Origin of the sequence: Parasphingorhabdus sp. (assembly GCF_036963705.1) — a bacterium.
Lineage (GTDB): Bacteria > Pseudomonadota > Alphaproteobacteria > Sphingomonadales > Sphingomonadaceae > Parasphingorhabdus.
This window is the reverse complement of the sequence record NZ_JBALUT010000012.1, coordinates 1-16,612: the sequence shown is the minus strand read 5'-3', so window position 1 is coordinate 16,612 and position 16,612 is coordinate 1. Positions and strand designations below refer to the sequence as shown.

The 16,612-nt window shown below is 54.8% G+C and carries 16 protein-coding genes and 1 pseudogene; 13 read left to right on the top strand and 4 right to left on the bottom strand.

The features are described from left to right. Window positions 1-11 precede the first annotated feature (11 nt). The 10 genes from gloA (at window position 12) to V7680_RS04475 (ending at window position 7,874) form a co-directional block, all read left to right on the top strand. Complete coding sequence (gene gloA / locus V7680_RS04520; protein ID WP_335652104.1) at window positions 12-425, top strand: lactoylglutathione lyase; 414 nt, start codon at window positions 12-14, stop codon at window positions 423-425. 18 nt (window positions 426-443) lie between these two features. Next, window positions 444-1,097, top strand: a complete 654-nt coding sequence (locus V7680_RS04515) for a DJ-1/PfpI family protein (protein WP_335652103.1) — start codon at window positions 444-446, stop codon at window positions 1,095-1,097. After that, the gene (locus tag V7680_RS04510; RefSeq protein ID WP_335652151.1) at window positions 1,088-1,609 is read left to right on the top strand and encodes a cytochrome b/b6 domain-containing protein; all 522 of its coding nucleotides are present in this window, start codon (window positions 1,088-1,090) and stop codon (window positions 1,607-1,609) included. The genes V7680_RS04515 and V7680_RS04510 overlap by 10 nt, the downstream gene beginning before the upstream one ends. A gap of 45 nt (window positions 1,610-1,654) precedes the next feature. Continuing rightward, window positions 1,655-2,134, top strand: coding sequence for a hypothetical protein (locus V7680_RS04505; RefSeq protein ID WP_335652102.1), 480 nt, complete (start codon window positions 1,655-1,657; stop codon window positions 2,132-2,134). 3 nt (window positions 2,135-2,137) lie between these two features. Next, window positions 2,138-2,545 (top strand): nuclear transport factor 2 family protein, encoded by a 408-nt coding sequence (locus V7680_RS04500; protein ID WP_335652101.1) that lies wholly within the window; start codon window positions 2,138-2,140, stop codon window positions 2,543-2,545. Between the two features lie 464 nt (window positions 2,546-3,009). Further along, a complete protein-coding gene (gene rplJ, locus V7680_RS04495; RefSeq protein ID WP_335652100.1) occupies window positions 3,010-3,522 on the top strand; it encodes a 50S ribosomal protein L10 in 513 nt (170 codons plus the stop codon). 42 nt (window positions 3,523-3,564) lie between these two features. Beyond that, complete coding sequence (rplL, locus tag V7680_RS04490) at window positions 3,565-3,936, top strand: 50S ribosomal protein L7/L12 (RefSeq protein ID WP_335652099.1); 372 nt, start codon at window positions 3,565-3,567, stop codon at window positions 3,934-3,936. Between the two features lie 182 nt (window positions 3,937-4,118). Continuing rightward, window positions 4,119-4,658, top strand: coding sequence for an adenine phosphoribosyltransferase (locus V7680_RS04485; RefSeq protein ID WP_335652098.1), 540 nt, complete (start codon window positions 4,119-4,121; stop codon window positions 4,656-4,658). Further along, the gene (locus V7680_RS04480) at window positions 4,651-5,337 is read left to right on the top strand and encodes a 5'-methylthioadenosine/S-adenosylhomocysteine nucleosidase family protein (protein WP_335652097.1); all 687 of its coding nucleotides are present in this window, start codon (window positions 4,651-4,653) and stop codon (window positions 5,335-5,337) included. Before V7680_RS04485 ends, V7680_RS04480 begins: the two co-directional genes overlap by 8 nt. Before the next feature lie 164 nt (window positions 5,338-5,501). Then, the gene (locus V7680_RS04475; RefSeq protein WP_335652096.1) at window positions 5,502-7,874 is read left to right on the top strand and encodes a putative bifunctional diguanylate cyclase/phosphodiesterase; all 2,373 of its coding nucleotides are present in this window, start codon (window positions 5,502-5,504) and stop codon (window positions 7,872-7,874) included. Window positions 7,875-7,955: 81 nt separating this feature from the next. Here V7680_RS04475 and V7680_RS04470 read toward each other — a convergent pair whose 3' ends face one another. Then, on the bottom strand, window positions 7,956-9,395 hold the full coding sequence (locus V7680_RS04470; protein WP_335652095.1) for an 8'-apo-carotenoid 13,14-cleaving dioxygenase: 1,440 nt from the start codon (window positions 9,393-9,395) through the stop codon (window positions 7,956-7,958). Window positions 9,396-9,409: 14 nt separating this feature from the next. Next, on the bottom strand, window positions 9,410-9,778 hold the full coding sequence (locus V7680_RS04465) for a hypothetical protein (protein WP_335652094.1): 369 nt from the start codon (window positions 9,776-9,778) through the stop codon (window positions 9,410-9,412). A 123-nt stretch (window positions 9,779-9,901) separates the two neighbouring features. On the opposite strand from V7680_RS04465, the gene V7680_RS04460 reads away from it, so the two are divergent. Continuing rightward, on the top strand, window positions 9,902-10,474 hold the full coding sequence (locus tag V7680_RS04460) for a TetR/AcrR family transcriptional regulator (RefSeq protein WP_335652093.1): 573 nt from the start codon (window positions 9,902-9,904) through the stop codon (window positions 10,472-10,474). 36 nt (window positions 10,475-10,510) lie between these two features. Here the strand turns inward: V7680_RS04460 and V7680_RS04455 are convergent, their stop codons facing one another. Continuing rightward, window positions 10,511-10,726, bottom strand: coding sequence for a helix-turn-helix domain-containing protein (locus V7680_RS04455; protein ID WP_335652092.1), 216 nt, complete (start codon window positions 10,724-10,726; stop codon window positions 10,511-10,513). Further along, complete coding sequence (locus tag V7680_RS04450) at window positions 10,726-11,298, bottom strand: DUF2975 domain-containing protein (protein WP_335652091.1); 573 nt, start codon at window positions 11,296-11,298, stop codon at window positions 10,726-10,728. The genes V7680_RS04455 and V7680_RS04450 overlap by 1 nt, the downstream gene beginning before the upstream one ends. A 363-nt stretch (window positions 11,299-11,661) precedes the next feature. On the opposite strand from V7680_RS04450, the gene rpoB reads away from it, so the two are divergent. Both rpoB and V7680_RS04440 read left to right on the top strand, forming a co-directional pair. Next, window positions 11,662-16,053 carry a DNA-directed RNA polymerase subunit beta gene (gene rpoB, locus V7680_RS04445; protein ID WP_442954970.1) on the top strand — a complete coding sequence of 1,464 codons (4,392 nt, stop codon included), beginning with the start codon at window positions 11,662-11,664 and terminating at the stop codon, window positions 16,051-16,053. Between the two features lie 63 nt (window positions 16,054-16,116). Beyond that, window positions 16,117-16,612, top strand: a pseudogene (locus tag V7680_RS04440) (DNA-directed RNA polymerase subunit beta'); the annotation flags it as partial.

Here is a 16,612-nt window from a genome sequence, read left to right as displayed (position 1 = left end):
GGGAGCCTTTAATGCCTAATCAAACAGCAAAACGAATATTGCACTCGATGATCCGTATCAGTGATCTTGATGCGTCACTGGACTTTTATTGCAACATCCTCGGCATGCGCGAATTTCGCCGGGAAACATATGAAACCGGCGGCTTCACATTATCCTTTGTCGGCTATGGAGACGAAGCAGAAAATAGCGTGATTGAGCTGACCTTCAATCACGATGAGCGCAGCTATGAACATGGCGACAGTTTCGGACATATCGCCCTGGAAATCGAGGACATCGATGCCGAATGCCAGCGCCTACAGGAGCACGGAGTGGAACTGATACGGGCAGCAGGACCAATGGCTCATGCAGACCAGAATGGAAAACGCGATGTCATCGCGTTTGTCAAAGACCCTGATGGCCACCGGATAGAGCTGATCGCCGCATAAGACATTACAAATTCTATAATGGAGCTTTTTATGACGCACGACATGCACGTAGGTTTCCTGATTTTTCCACAAATGACCCAGCTCGATGTTACCGGCCCGGCGGAAGTCTTGAGTCGTATTCCCGGTGTAACCATTCATATGATCTGGAAAGATCTATCCCCTGTCACCGCTGATGCTGGTTTTTCAATCAATCCAACGACGACATTCGAAAATTGTCCGGATCTCGATGTCATCTGTGTCTGTGGCGGATTGGGGGTGGTACCGTTGCTCGAGGATGAAATGACGCTCCAGTTTCTCCAGCGACAAGGTTCAGTCGCGCAATATGTGACGTCGGTTTGCAGCGGATCGCTTCTCTTGGGTTCGGCAGGTTTGTTGCAAGGATATAAAGCGGCATGTCATTGGGCATTCCGGGACCAGTTGACTGTCTTTGGAGCGGAACCGATTGCAGAACGCGTGGTACGCGATCGGAACCGCTTGACTGGCGGTGGGGTTACTGCGGGTATCGATTTCGGTTTGACGCTAGCGGCTGAAATAGCTGGCGATGAGCTGGCGCGCACGATTCAGCTCTTCATTGAATATGATCCCCAGCCTCCTTTCGATTCCGGTTCTCCGGAAAAAGCCGGACCTGAGAGAGTTGCCGCAGTTCAGACGCTCATCGCCCAATCATCTTAACACCAAGAACGAGCCATTGGGCAACGGCAATCATGGTACTTGCCGCCCTATATTTCGGTATTGTTGCCGATGGAACCGATCCGGGCGCAACAAAGACCGTTCTTTTGCGCTTTCACGCCATCGCGGGCATCACTGTTTTGGGGCTGACATTATTCCACGTCTATTGGTGGATGTTTTATGACAAAAAACCCGGACCTGTACCTGGAACACCCAAATGGCGAAGAACCATGGTCAAAGTTAACCATTTTTTGCTTATCAGCCTGCTTCTTGTCGGGCCCGGCTTCGGGGCGATAATGGTCCTTCAATCGGGCGCTTACGCCACTTTGTTCCTGGGTAGCAACATAGCATTACCCGATTTCTGGGAACATCGGTTGCGTGAGTATCACGGCCTGATCGGCAGAATCATCATGTTGCTCGCCATTCTCCATATCGCAGGAGCGTTGTTGCGCGCGATGAAGAAGCCAAAAGGCTATCTCAAAAGGATGTGGTTTCGATATTCGAAAGACAAATAACACGGATGCTGATCATCGGATCACAAAATTCTAAAAGGAAGTAGTATGATTAAGCATTTAGGACATGTCTGTTTATTTGTCATGACAACAGCGCTATTCGCGAGCAGCGTGTTCGCGCAGCCTCTGCATCCGCTTCATCAATATGGCGAGCGCGATATACGTAGTGCCATAAATCTGACGATACCATTTGGTGGTCAACCTAACGCTGCGACATCCAAGCCCCGGTTTAATCTGAGCTTTCAACAACATCGTCTCAAACAAGATCCGTATAATTTTGTTCCGAGCACCATCGACGTGAAATCGAGCAGCTATAATCCCCAACCGCGACAAGCGCGTATTGGTTTTACACTGGATAAAAACCCACAACTGATGATGAACGGAAAACCTTTTGCATTGCCCGAAGGTACGGCCAATGCCAGTACTGCGGGGAAATTGGGCATCGGTGCCGCAGTCCTAGTTGGCGTCGGATTTTTGGTTGTCGGTACCGGTTTGATTATAATTGCAAGCTCAGACTCGGACGAATAGATCATGACACAGACACTCGTCCCTCCCTTCACGGAAGAAACCGCACGCGCCAAAGTGCAAGCTGCAGAAGATGCCTGGAACAGCTGCGATTCAGACCGTGTGGCTCTTGCCTACACACCGGACAGCGAGTGGCGTAATCGCGATAGCTTTCTGGCGGGCCGTGAGGAAATCAAAGCATTTCTAGTCGCCAAATGGAACAAGGGGCGCGACTATAGGCTGAAGAAGGAATTATGGGCATTTGCAGACAATCGCATCGCTGTTCGTTTTGAATATGAATGGCGGGATCAAGATAATCAATGGTGGCGCAGCTATGGTAACGAGAACTGGGAATTTGACACCGATGGCCTGATGCAAAGGCGTTTCGCGAGCATCAACGATGTACCGATTGAAGAAACTGAACGCCGTTTATAGCGTATAATATCCCAAGCATCAGCCGTCGAGCCCATCGAGCGCTAATGCCCGCTTTTGCGCCGGCTGCAAACATCCAGACTCGCGCACCTCTTGACAATCCCGCTCCACCCGTTAATGGCTCCCCTACAAGTTGCGGTTCCGTCAAAAGAATCACAATTTCCGTCCGAGACAGCGGGTGAGAGTAATTTGGCTCTCTTAATTTCCAGCCTAGACGGGGATCAGTTTTTTCGTGTGGAGACACACGGGTACGCAGCCAGCGTTTTCTAACGCGGCAGAACGGCCAAAACCCCCCTTCGGATTATATGGAATTGGCTCAGGCTAATTCTTTCGCTCGTCATGCTGAACTTGTTTCAGCATCTCTCGGGGAAGCATGTTGCCTCCCGGGGTCCTGAAACAAGTTCAGGATGACGCAATTGAAGTAAGGGATTGCGCGTCAAAACGCAGTCCACGTGAAGGAGCAAAATATGGATCGTGGTCAAAAGACCGAAGCGGTTGTCGCTCTGAACGCTATTTTCAAAGAGGCCGGGGTGGTCGTGGTAACACGCAACCTGGGTCTGACTGTTGCTCAATCTACCGAGCTGCGGACGAAAATGCGGGAAGAAGGCGCAAGCTTCAAAGTCTCGAAAAACCGCCTTGCCAAGCTGGCTCTGGAAGGAACCGACTATGCCCCGATAGCAGATATGCTAACGGGTCCGGTCGCGCTCGCAACATCGGATGATCCGGTGGCGGCTGCAAAAATCGCAGTTGCATTTGCAAAAACCAACGAGAATTTGGAAATCGTTGGCGGCGCAATGGGCGACACCCTTCTTGACGAAGCAGGCATAAAATCTCTGGCTGCCATGCCTTCGCTTGACGAACTGCGCGGAACGATTGTTGGATTGCTTGTTGCACCACAAACGAAAATCGCACGGGTTCTTGTCGAGCCGGCAACCAGTGTTGCACGCGTACTCAGCGCTTATGCTGCTGCGGGTGAATGAATTTAACTTTTCAAATATTTAGAAAATTGGAGCGTATTTAAAATGGCTGATATTGCAAAACTGGTCGAAGAACTTTCGAAACTCACCGTCATGGAAGCGGCTGAACTGTCCAAGGCACTTGAAGAAGAGTGGGGCGTTTCTGCTGCCGCTGCTGTTGCAGTTGCTGGTCCAGCGGCTGCCGCTGGCGAAGCTGCTGAAGAGCAGACCGAATTTGACGTAATCCTGACCGGCGACGGCGGCAAGAAAATCCAGGTGATTAAGGAAGTCCGTGCGATCACCCAGCTTGGCTTGACCGATGCAAAAGCACTCGTCGAAGGCGCGCCTAAGGCCGTCAAAGAAGGCGTCAGCAAAGCTGAAGCAGAAGAAATCAAAACCAAGATCGAAGCTGCCGGCGGTACCGTCGAACTCAAATAAGCCTGACGGTTTATTGAAAAAATTTGGGGTGGTTTCCGGTTCGGAAGCCGCCCCTTTTTTATTGTTACAAGCGAAGCGCGCCGCCACCCATTCGCCTCCCTTCCGCTCACTTTGCAGGGCACAATGATTGACATGGTCGGGCTGCTGCGCGACTAGGACCACTGGTGTTTCGAGGGGACAATATGACCGACAATCAGGACCTGATCGACCTCGTGCGGACGATCCCGGACTATCCCAAGCCGGGTATCCAGTTTCGCGACATATCGACCTTGCTGCTAAACGGGCCGGCCTTTTGCCAGACCATCGACCGGATGATTGCGCTGGTTGATCCGGAAAGCTTTGACCTGATCGCGGGCATCGAAGCGCGCGGCTTCATCGTTTCTGCCGCCATGTCCTACGCGCTGGAAAAGGGCAAAGTCATGCTCCGCAAACCGGGCAAGCTGCCGGGGAAAGCGGTGAGCATCGATTATGCGCTGGAATATGGTAGCGACCGGATCGAAATGCATGTCGACGCCATCCAGCCGGGCCAGCGGGTGTTGCTGGTCGACGATCTGCTTGCCACCGGCGGGACCGCGATGGCCGGTACCCAGTTGTTGCGCGACCAGGGCGCGCTAGTGGACCAGGCATTGTTTATCGTCGACCTTCCCGATCTCGGAGGCGCAGGAAAACTGGCCGCTGCCGGCGTGAAGCCGATGGCTTTGATGGCCTTTGCCGGTGATTGACCATATCGCGATCATCACCGGCGTGCAGGACGAAGCCGATGCATTCCTCCGCGATCATTCGGCAACGAGGCTAGACAGCCCGTTTGGTGAAATCCGGCAACTGGACCATGGCGGGAAAACGGTCACCATCCTCTGTTCCGGGATTGGAAAAGTCCATGCCGGTGCCGCGGCGCTCTATATGCACAGCCATTTCCAACCCGACCTGTTTCTGGTGATCGGTACTGCCGGTCATGTCAGTACCCAGGAGGGGGATTGCTTCTATCTGCGCGAATCCTTGCAAGCCGATTATGGCACGCTCGACAGATTCGGCGAGCATGACGGCTTTACCCATTATAATGCCGGCTCATGGCCGATCGGACCGGCGAACTGGAGCCCCTTTACATCCTATCCTATGCCAGCGGCTCTTGCCCTGCCCCAGGCGCGGATTGCGACGGCGGACTGTTTCATAAAATGCCCCGAACGCTCCGGCTATCTGCGCGATGTGTTGAAAGCCGATCTGGTCGACATGGAGACCGCAGCGGTGGCCCAGATAGCCGCGATGCTCGACACCCCCTGGGCCGGAATCAAGGCCGTCACCGACGGCGCGAATGGCGACAGCTCTGATGACTTCCATGCCAATCTTGCCGCTGCCGCCAAACGCGCTGCGGATGCCGCAGCCGCGTTGATCAGCCAGATTTGACCGGTTTGTGACTTTGTTATCGGCGGCACCCTTCAGTCGGAACCGCATCCACCGTAATTAACGTTGTGAAAACTGTAATTCGATATTGGCCGACAGCTGTTAGTAAAATCGAGTAATTTGGGGTGCGCATGGGCGAGACAATTACGCTTCAGCGATTGCTGGAAATGCAAAAAAAGATTTGGAACTTCAAGATCAGTGTTGATCCTGAGACCGCCGAACTTGTCGCCCGCGAACAGCTAAAATCTTTCGGCCAGATTTCGCGAATTGGTATCCTGATCACCTTGCCATTGGGCATCTATGCCCTCGTCCTGCTTTTCGCTTTTGCCGAACCAGCCTATATCGCAATATCCTGCTTCTTTCTGTGCGTCGCCGGCTTCATGGGCGGTCGCAACTATTTCCGCCAGGTCGCTTTCGACCCTGATACGGCTGACTATAAGGCGGTGACCAAAAGCATCTGTTTTGAGAGCATCATCACCGGCATTACCTTTTCCAGCATATTGAGCATCCCCTTTGCCTTTGGACAAATCCCTTTCAGTCTGGATATCGCAATATTGGCGATGGGCGGTCTGGTGCTGGGCGGCTTTGTTTATGGCAGCATACCCCGAGCGCAAACCTATTATCTCCTGATCACCACGACGATACACGCCCTCTCGTTCGTCGCTGCAGAGGGATATCTCGGCATCAGCGCGGCGGTTTTGCTGATCTTCTTCGCCCTGTGTATCGATTATATTTTCCGGATGTTTTTCTTTAATTTTGTCCAGCGGCATATCCACGCAGCCAAGCAAAAAAATGCGGCGGAGACTGTCCGGCTGTTGCTCTACGATTATGCGGAACAAAGCTCTGACTGGCTGTGGGAAGTGAATGCCGATCATTTGATCGTCAATCCATCGGCGCGCTTCGCGACGGCAGTGGACAAGGAAATCCGCGACTTGCGCAATATGCCGCTGGTAGATCTGTTCGAGGATTCGACAGAGCGTAACCAGCTGCTTCAAAGTCTGGCGGCGGGCGAAGCGTTTCGCGACATCCACGCTCCGATAAAGATTCGCGGAAAATTGCGCTGGTGGAGACTGTCCGGCAGACGGATCAAGACCAAAGATGGCGTCAGCAAGCATGTTCGCGGGGTTGCGGCCGATATAACCAGCGCCCGGAAGGCCGAGGCAAGAGTTGCCCATCTCGCCCATTTCGACAGCCTCACGAACCTCCCCAACCGCGCCCTGTTCAAACAATCGCTGGAGCGTTCGGTCAGCCGGATGCGGGACGACCAGAAACTGGCAGTGCTTTATCTCGATCTCGATGATTTCAAGACCATCAACGATACATTGGGACATGGCGCGGGCGACATGGTCCTCAAATCCGTTGCCAACCGTTTGGAAAACACGATCGGCATACAGGGTATGGTCGCACGTCTCGGCGGCGACGAATTTGCGATATCCTTGCGCAATTGCGGTTCGAACGAAGATGTCATTCAGATAGCGAATGACATCATAAAAAATGTCTCGCAGCCGGTGATGGTCGACGGACAGCGCGTTTCAACCGGCGTCAGCATCGGAATCGCGATCGCCCCCGAAAGCGGCACTAGCTGCGAAGAGCTGATCAAATATTCCGATATTGCCCTCTATCACGCAAAGGAAAACGGCCGCGGCTGTGTCTCGCTATTCGAACCGTCGATGCACGAAGCGGTACAGGAACGGCGCAATATCGAACTGGATCTTCGCGCTGCGCTGAAGCGCAACGAGCTAGAGCTTTTTTACCAGCCGCTGGTCAATATAGAGTCCAGCGAGATCATTGGTTATGAAGCGCTGCTCCGCTGGAATCACAGCGAAAAAGGCATGATCATGCCGGATGTCTTCATTCCGGTTGCCGAAGAGACCGGCCTGATTGTTCAGCTTGGCGAATGGGTGGTTCGATCGGCATTGCACGAGGTCGCCAATTGGCCCGAGCATCTTACGGTCGCGGTCAATCTGTCGCCGGCGCAGATGCGCAGCCCCAATCTAATGCCGACCATCATCAATGCTCTGGCGACAACCGGCATCGCGCCGCATCGGCTGGAATTGGAAATCACCGAATCGGTGCTGATGAACGATAATCAGTCCAATGTAGAATTGCTCCACAAAATCCGCTCGCTGGGTGTGCGCATCGCGCTGGACGATTTTGGCACCGGCTATAGCTCGCTCAACTATTTGCGCAGCTTCCCGTTCGACAAGATCAAGATTGACCGCTGTTTCGTTGACGGGGTCGACAGTCGCGAAGATTGCCGGGCAATCATTCGCGCCGTGACCGGTCTTGCGACCAGCCTGGGCATGGTGACAACCGCCGAGGGGGTCGAGCGTAGCGATCAGCTCAGCCAGCTGAAACTGGAAGGCTGCGTCCAGGTTCAGGGGTATTTGTTCAGCAAGGCAATGCCCGCCGCCAACGTGGTCGGGCGGATTGCACCGACAGTCGAGCGTCCGGTTCCCCTATACGATATCGGCTGCCAAAGCGCTGAACTCGAACCAGTCGAAGCACTTGCAACGGTTCAGTGGAAAAAGGCGAGTTAAGCAAAGCGCGATTAAAGCGCGTCGCTTGCCTCCACTGTTAAAGACCCGCTTCCACTAAAGCGCCGGGGGAAACCCGGTCGCTTAGTTCGCCATCCAGTTGCCGTGGAACCCGGGAGGGATCCGGTGCGGCAAATGGATCACCGCCTGAGGCTCGCCAAGAAAATCATCCGCGTTGAGGATTTGCAGTTCGCTGGTCTCATGCTCGGCATCGATCACCAGACCGATCAACCATCCGCCATCCTCGGCGGAATCCGGAGTCCGGGGAACAAACACAAACTCCCCCGGGTGACGCCCTTCGCCAAAATCGCGAACCAGCTTGTCGCCGTTATTCAGATCATGTTTGAACAATTCGGTTCCCGCCATGTCGAGCTCGTCGGGCAGGCCGGCAAGCGCGATATTATAGATATAGCGATAGGGTTTTGAAGTCAGCCGCTCGTCATAGCGCGGGAATTCCTGCGGGCGATCATCGAGCATCTTGCGGTCGACTTTTCTGGTCACCGGATCGACGGTCCAGCGCTCCAGCCGTGACCATTCTCCGCCCGGGCCAAAGGTCGTGCGCGCATAAGTGCTTTCGTGCACCACCACATCGACGATCACGCTGCCGTCGTCCGTCTCATAAGCATTGGCCGGATGATAGACATAGCAGGGATCAACATCGCACCACACGGTATCAGCGCCTGATCCGTCACGCGGGCAAAGGCCGACGCGGGCTCCATGAGACGGATTCCAGTCATATGGGAAAGCAAAGCCGCCCAGCATCCGCTTCATCGAGAAGGTCGCGGGAAGGTCAAAGACCAGCACATAATTTTCGGTAATCTGGCAATCGTGGATTGAGGGGCCGTCCTTGACCGCAATCGGTTCTTCCCGTTTGACCTTCCCGTTGGCACCAATCACGACGTGCCAGACCTTGTCCATGACCGGCGCATCATAGCAGATTGCATGCATCTCGCCGGTTTCCGGATCGAGGTGCGGGTGGGCAGAAAAGGCGTTGACCAAAGTTCCATCGAACGGATTATGTTTCACCGTTTCCAGATCATCGGTCAGCTCGACCGGAAAACCGCCAGCTTCGACGATCGCAAATGTCTTGCCGGCGATGCGGACAATATTGGTGTTCGCGGTATCGGTGCGGGGTTTGCGGGTGCCGGGCTTGCGCGGCTCACCCAGCGCATCGCTGACCGCGTTGCTGCGGATCCAGCGGTTGCGATACCATTTCGCCTGGCCGTCCTCGATACGGACACCATGGGCCATGCCATCGCCGGTAAACCAGTGATAGCTGGCTTCATCGGGCGCGGTAACCGGATTGGGGCCGATGCGGAGATAGCGACCATCGAGCGTAGGCGGAATTTCTCCGTCAACTTTCAGGTCAGCCAGAGTGACTTCTTCGGTCATCGGCCGGTGCACGCCGGACAGATAAGGATGGCCGCCGGCAGGTGCCTTCATCCGCTTGCGGTTATATTTGGAGACTGCACCCAGAACAGGCGTGACCGCAGCGCGGATGGTTTTTTCGATTACGGAAGCCATATTGAAAATTCCTTCTAGTTGAATCTGATATCGGCGATTGTAGCGAATGCCATTGCCAGCAATATCAACCCGCCAGGATGGGGTCGGCGGAGCGCGGCAAGATTGCCGATGCCGGACAGCGCAAAAATGATCGCTGCGGTGACCGGCAGAAGATCGCTGCCCGACTGCAGCCGGTTGAGCAGCACCGCTATGCCGAGACCTGCCCAGGCCAGTGAGGGAACGTGGAACACCGCCCGGATAATGTCACGCGTCGCTCGCGCCGCCAACAGACCGCTAGTCTGCTCGCGATAGAGTGGGCCGAGAATGACCTTTTCGCCAAGCACCGAATGGGCCACCGCGACGACCAGTCCAAGCACGGCGACGATGATTGCGTAAATTAACATTGGCAGCAGTCCCTTCCGGCTTGGCAAATCGACTCGCGATGTTTATGCTGTTAACATGCCAATGAATGATAACAGTGTCAACATGTCTCTTTCTCGAGGCGCAGCTAGCCGCCGGTGCTTCCGATGAACGCGCCTTATCATCACGGCGACTTGCGGGCTTCGGCGCTGCAAATGGGAATGGAGCGTCTGGAGAGCCAGGAGCAGCCCGATCTCGGCTTGCGCGCGCTTGCCCGCGATCTGGGAGTGTCCGCCACCGCCTTATACCGCCATTTCCCGAACAAGGATGCCCTGCTGGATGCGCTCGCGCTCGAAGGAGTCAACCGGCTTGGCCAGCATCAGGCGGAAGCAGCCGCGCAAGCCGGCGGCGGTCGTGACGGCTTTGCCGAGGTCGGGGTTACCTATGTCAAATGGGCGGTCAAGAACCCGGCTTTGTTGCGGCTGATATATAACCGCGTTGGCCAGGTCGATCTGGCCGCCGATGATCCTACCGCAATGGGCGAAGCCTTTTATCAGCTCCGCGCCGGCATTGCCGCTACCATGCCAGACGAAATGTCAAAGGATCAGCGCGCCGCTGCTGCTCTCCATGCATGGTCGCTGGTCCACGGGCTGGCGATGCTGATCCTCGATGGTCAGGTCGAATATGATCCGCAGATGGTCCGCAAAGTCGTGACGATGACCAATTTCAGCGACTGCTGACCTTGTTCTGCCAATCCCGCAATATCGGGATGCCGCTCACTCTGGATCCGCAGGATCATAGCTGAGCAAATCGCCCGGCTGGCATTGCAACTCGCGGCAGATCGCTTCCAGCGTGGTGAAACGCATCGCCTTCGCCTTGCCGGTTTTTAGGATCGAGAGATTGGCGAGCGTGATATCCACCCGCTCGGCCAATTCGGTCAGCGTCATCCGGTTGTCATGGAGCAGATCGTCGAGCTTGACGGTGATTGCCATCAAATCGTCCCTTCCAGCTCTTCGCGCATTTCAGCGCCACGATCGAACACCCGCGCCAGGATGATCAGCAGCAGGACCAGCAGGATTCCGGAGAGCGAGATGCTGGCGTCGATCGAAATGTTGAGATCCTGTCCCGGCTTGGTCTCGCCAAGCATGGTGAGCAGGCCTTCGCCCAGCAAGCTGCCGACAAATGATACGACCTGGATCGCAAATGCCGCGAGACCGATGCCGCGCAAGCGGGTGCCGTTGATCCGCGTAAACGGACTGCCGTTGCCGACGGAATCGACGAGCCTGCGCAAGCGATTGACCGCGAAAAGCGTGAGCAGCAATATCACAATGCCCATCATCAATATCAGAGCAAGCATTCCGGCGGCTTCAGGGCTCGGTGTATTAACCAGAACCGTGGACATTTCCGCCCGAAGGCTCTGATAGGTGAATGGCAAGGTCACCAGCCCCAGGGTGATCGCTACGATCGCGAAGACCGATATCCATTTCGAAAAAATCAATATCCCCCGGGCTGATTTCAGGACGATGTCGTTTGTTTCTGTATCCTGTTTTACGTTCGTTTCCATCTGCGAGTCTCCGTTATTTATCGTTTAACAATATCAATTTATCGAATTTCGTCAATATAATTATTGTTTTTCAATAAGAATTGACGTTGAATATCGAAAGATGCTTCCATTTCTTCCATTTCTGTCCGGCCTGCCCCCTTGACCGAAAGCCGGCATCTCCCTATATCCCGCGCTCACCACAGATTTCGAGACAGGGTGTGCAGTCGCGCGGCACGCCAGAAGAAATGAAATTTGCACGGTTTTCAGGACGCTAAAAAGCTGCAGTTTCCCACCTTGGGGAACATGCGGCTTTTGTCGTCTTGATGCGTCTCCACATTTTGATTTTCCGCCGGTTTTCCGGCGATGGCGAGAAGGCAAAACTATATGGCTACCCAAGCAGCTTCGGTCAAAACGACGGCTCCGACCCCCACCCGCAAGAAACGCATTCGCAAAATTTTCGGCGACATTCACGAAGTCATCGAGATGCCGAATCTCATCGAAGTTCAGCGCGAATCATATGAACAGTTTTTGCGCTCGGACGCTTCGATCGGATATGTCTCTGGCCTCGAAAAGACGCTGCGCAGCGTTTTCCCGATCCGCGATTTTGCCGGCACCGCCGAAATGGACTTCGTCAACTATCAGCTCGAAGATCCCAAATATAATGTCGAAGAATGCCGCCAGCGGGGCATCACCTATGCCGCGCCGATGAAGGTAACCCTTCGTCTGATCGTGTTCGAGGTCGATCCCGAAACAGAAGCGCGCTCGGTTCTCGATATCAAAGAGCAAGACGTTTACATGGGCGACATGCCTTTGATGACCAAGAACGGCACGTTCGTCATCAACGGTACAGAGCGCGTTATCGTCAGCCAGATGCACCGTTCGCCCGGTGTACTGTTTGACCATGACCGCGGCAAAACCCACTCTTCCGGCAAATTCCTGTTCGCCGCCCGCGTCATTCCTTACCGCGGCAGCTGGCTCGATTTTGAATTTGACGCCAAAGACATCGTCAACGTCCGTATCGATCGCAAGCGCAAGCTGCCGGTGACTGCATTGCTGCGTTCGCTCGGTGACGCGATCCTCGAAGTCAAAGAAAAGAAGCCTGATTTCAAAGTCGGCGAGATGGTCCGCGTAGCGGGCATGAAACAGCCGGCTGAAATTCTCGAAGTTGAAGGCAATCTGATCACCATCCGTGAGCCAATGGGTGCGATCGACGTGCAGGGCAAGATCGAAGACGAAGGCCGCACCAAGAGCGCGCAACTCGTCAAGATCATCAAGCAGGGCTATTCGGAAGAAGACATCCTCAACCTGTTCTATGCGCGCATTGTCTACAAGCGCGCCAAGGATGGCTGGACGATTCCTTTCGTCGCCGAGCAATGGCGCGGTATCAAGCCAACCTTTGACATTGTCGACGCGCAGAGCGGCGAAGTTGTCTTTGAAGCGGCGACCAAGATCACCCCTCGCGCCGCGAAAAAGGCCGAATCCGATGGCATGCAGAACATCGTCATTCCGACCGAGGAAATCTTCGGCCGTTACAGCGCCTTTGATCTGATCAACGAGAAGACCGGCGAGATTTACATCGAAGCCGGTGACGAAGTGACCGCTGAAAATCTCGAGAAGATTGACAATGTCGGTATTGATGCGCTCGAATTGCTCGACATCGACCATGTCACCACCGGCCCCTGGATCCGCAACACGCTGAAAGTCGACAAGGCTGAAGACCGTGACGGCGCCCTGTCCGATATCTACCGCGTCATGCGTCCTGGTGAACCACCAACGCGCGAAACCGCCGAAGCATTGTTCGAAGGCCTGTTCTTCGATCCTGAGCGTTATGACCTCAGCGCCGTTGGCCGCGTCAAACTCAACATGCGTCTCGAACTGGATGCACCGGCTGATTATACGATCCTCCGCAAGGAAGACATTCTCGCTGTTGTCAAAACCCTCGTCGATCTGAAAGACGGCAAGGGCGAAGTCGATGACATCGACAACCTCGGCAACCGTCGCGTTCGCTCGGTTGGCGAATTGCTGGAAAACCAGTATCGCGTCGGCCTTCTCCGCATGGAGCGCGCCGTCAAGGAGCGCATGAGCAGCGTAGACGTATCCACCGTGATGCCGAACGATCTGATCAATGCGAAGCCTGCTGTCGCGACCGTTCGCGAATTCTTCGGTTCCTCGCAGCTGTCCCAGTTCATGGATCAGACCAATCCGCTTTCGGAAGTCACCCATAAACGTCGTGTATCAGCATTGGGCCCCGGTGGTCTGACCCGTGAACGTGCCGGCTTTGAAGTCCGCGACGTTCACCCGACCCATTATGGCCGTATCTGCCCGATTGAAACGCCTGAAGGCCCGAACATCGGTCTGATCAACTCATTGGCTTCGTTCAGCCGCGTCAACCAATATGGTTTCATCGAAACACCCTATCGGAAAGTCGTCGACCACAAGGTTACCGACGACGTGCTCTATCTCTCCGCGATGGAAGAGCAAAAGCATACGGTGGCACAGGCCAACGCGGAACTGACCGAAGACGGCAGCTTCGTCGAGGAAATCGTTTCCTCGCGTCAGGCTGGCGAATTCCTGATGGCACCACGCGACATCATCACGCTGATGGACGTTAGTCCCAAGCAGCTGGTGTCGGTTGCTGCCTCGCTTATTCCATTCCTGGAAAATGATGACGCCAACCGCGCGCTCATGGGATCGAACATGCAACGTCAGGCTGTGCCTTTGGTGAAAGCCGAAGCACCGTTTGTCGGCACCGGCATGGAAGAAACCGTGGCTCGTGACTCTGGCGCTGCGATTGCCGCAAAACGCGCCGGCATCGTCGATCAGGTGGACGCTACCCGTATCGTCATCCGCGCATCGGGTGCGGTAGAAGCAGGAAAATCCGGCGTAGACATCTACACGCTGCAGAAATTCCAGCGTTCCAACCAGAACACCTGCATCAACCAGCGTCCGCTGGTGAAGGTCGGCGAAATCGTCCAGCAGGGCGACACGATTGCCGACGGTCCATCCACCGACATGGGTGAATTGGCGCTCGGCAAAAACAGCCTCGTCGCCTTCATGCCCTGGAATGGCTACAACTACGAGGATAGTATCCTGATCTCCGAACGGATCGTGAAAGACGACGTCTTCACCTCGATCCATATCGAAGAATTTGAAGTCATGGCCCGCGACACCAAGCTCGGACCTGAAGACATCACCCGCGATATTCCAAACGTCGGCGAGGAAGCGCTTCGCAACCTCGACGAAGCTGGCATTGTCTACATTGGTGCGGAAATCGAACCTGGCGACATTCTCGTCGGCAAGATCACGCCCAAGGGTGAATCTCCAATGACGCCGGAAGAAAAGCTTCTCCGCGCGATCTTTGGCGAAAAAGCGTCTGATGTTCGCGACACATCTTTGCGTCTGCCTCCCGGTGTTGCCGGTACGGTTGTCGAAGTCCGGGTGTTCAACCGCCACGGCATTGACAAGGACGAACGCGCTTTGGCGATTGAACGGGAAGAAATTGCCCGCTTTACCAAGGATCGTGATGACGAACGCGCCATTCTCAACCGTGCAACCTTCAACACGCTCAAGGACATGTTGATCGGCCAGACCGCGACTTCCGCGCCGAAGCCGATGAAAAAAGGCGCATCAATCACCGAAGAAAGTCTGTCCGAACTGGAGCAGGTTGATTGGTGGAAGATTGCCGTCAAGGACGATCAGGTTCAGGCCGATTTCGAAGCCACCCGTCAACAATATGACGAAGCGATCAAGCTGATCAACGAACGGTTCGAAGACCGTCGCGAGAAGCTGGAACGCGGTGACGAGCTCGCTCCGGGCGTCTTGAAGATGGTCAAAGTCTTTGTCGCGGTGAAGCGCAAGCTGCAACCAGGCGACAAAATGGCTGGCCGTCACGGCAACAAGGGCGTTATCTCGCGCATTCTTCCACAGGAAGACATGCCGTTCCTCGAAGATGGTACACCGGTTGACATCGTGCTCAACCCACTGGGTGTGCCGTCGCGAATGAACGTCGGACAGATTTTCGAAACCCATCTTGGCTGGGCCGCACGTGGTCTGGGTCAACAGGTTACCGAAGCTCTCGAAGAGTGGAAATTGGCTAACCCCGATCCAGAGGCTGCGCCTCCACCGGATGCTGTCAAAGAACGGCTCAAGGTCATTTATGGCGAACAATATCACGAAGATATTGATAGCCGTGATACCGCCGAGATCGTCGAAATGGTCGGCCATCTGCGTCACGGTATCCCAATGGGCACGCCAGTGTTTGACGGAGCGCATGAAAGCGACATTTCCGACATGCTCGAACTGGCAGGTCTGGATCGCAGCGGTCAGGTCAATCTTTATGATGGCCGTACCGGTGACAAGTTCGATCGCAAGGTGACCGTGGGCTATATCTACATGCTCAAACTGCACCATCTGGTCGACGACAAGATCCACGCCCGTTCAATCGGACCGTACAGTCTTGTCACGCAACAGCCTCTCGGCGGTAAAGCCCAGTTCGGCGGACAGCGTTTCGGGGAAATGGAAGTCTGGGCGCTGCAGGCTTACGGCGCGGCTTACACCCTGCAGGAAATGCTGACGGTCAAATCCGATGACGTGATCGGCCGGACCAAGGTTTACGAAGCGATCGTCAAGGGTGACGATACTTTCGAAGCCGGCGTTCCGGAAAGCTTTAACGTTCTGGTCAAGGAAATGCGGTCGCTCGGCCTCAACATCCAACTCTCCAGCTTTGGTGATGACGATGATGAACCCGGCGACGGAATTGCAATAGCGGCGGAGTGAGGTCCTAGCTTCACGCCACGCAGCATTTCAAATTTGGGGCTAAAGCCCAAGAGGAATTAAGACATGAATCAAGTATCAAATTTTGCAAATCCGATCGCAAAGCCGGAAACATTTGACCAGATCCAGATCGGCCTTGCATCGCCAGAGCGCATCCGCAGCTGGTCTTTTGGTGAAATCAAGAAACCGGAAACCATCAACTACCGTACGTTCAAGCCAGAGCGTGACGGCCTGTTCTGCGCGCGTATCTTTGGTCCGGTAAAGGATTACGAATGCCTGTGCGGTAAATATAAGCGCATGAAATATAAAGGCATCGTCTGCGAAAAATGCGGTGTTGAAGTCACGGTAACCAAGGTTCGCCGGGAACGTATGGGTCATATCGACCTTGCTGCTCCGGTTGCCCATATCTGGTTCCTGAAATCGCTGCCATCGCGCATCGGCTTGTTGCTCGACATGCAGCTCAAGCAGCTCGAGCGCGTGCTTTATTTTGAAAGCTATGTGGTCATCGAGCCCGGCTTGACGGCGCTTGAAAAATTCCAGCTGCTGACCGAAGACGAAATGC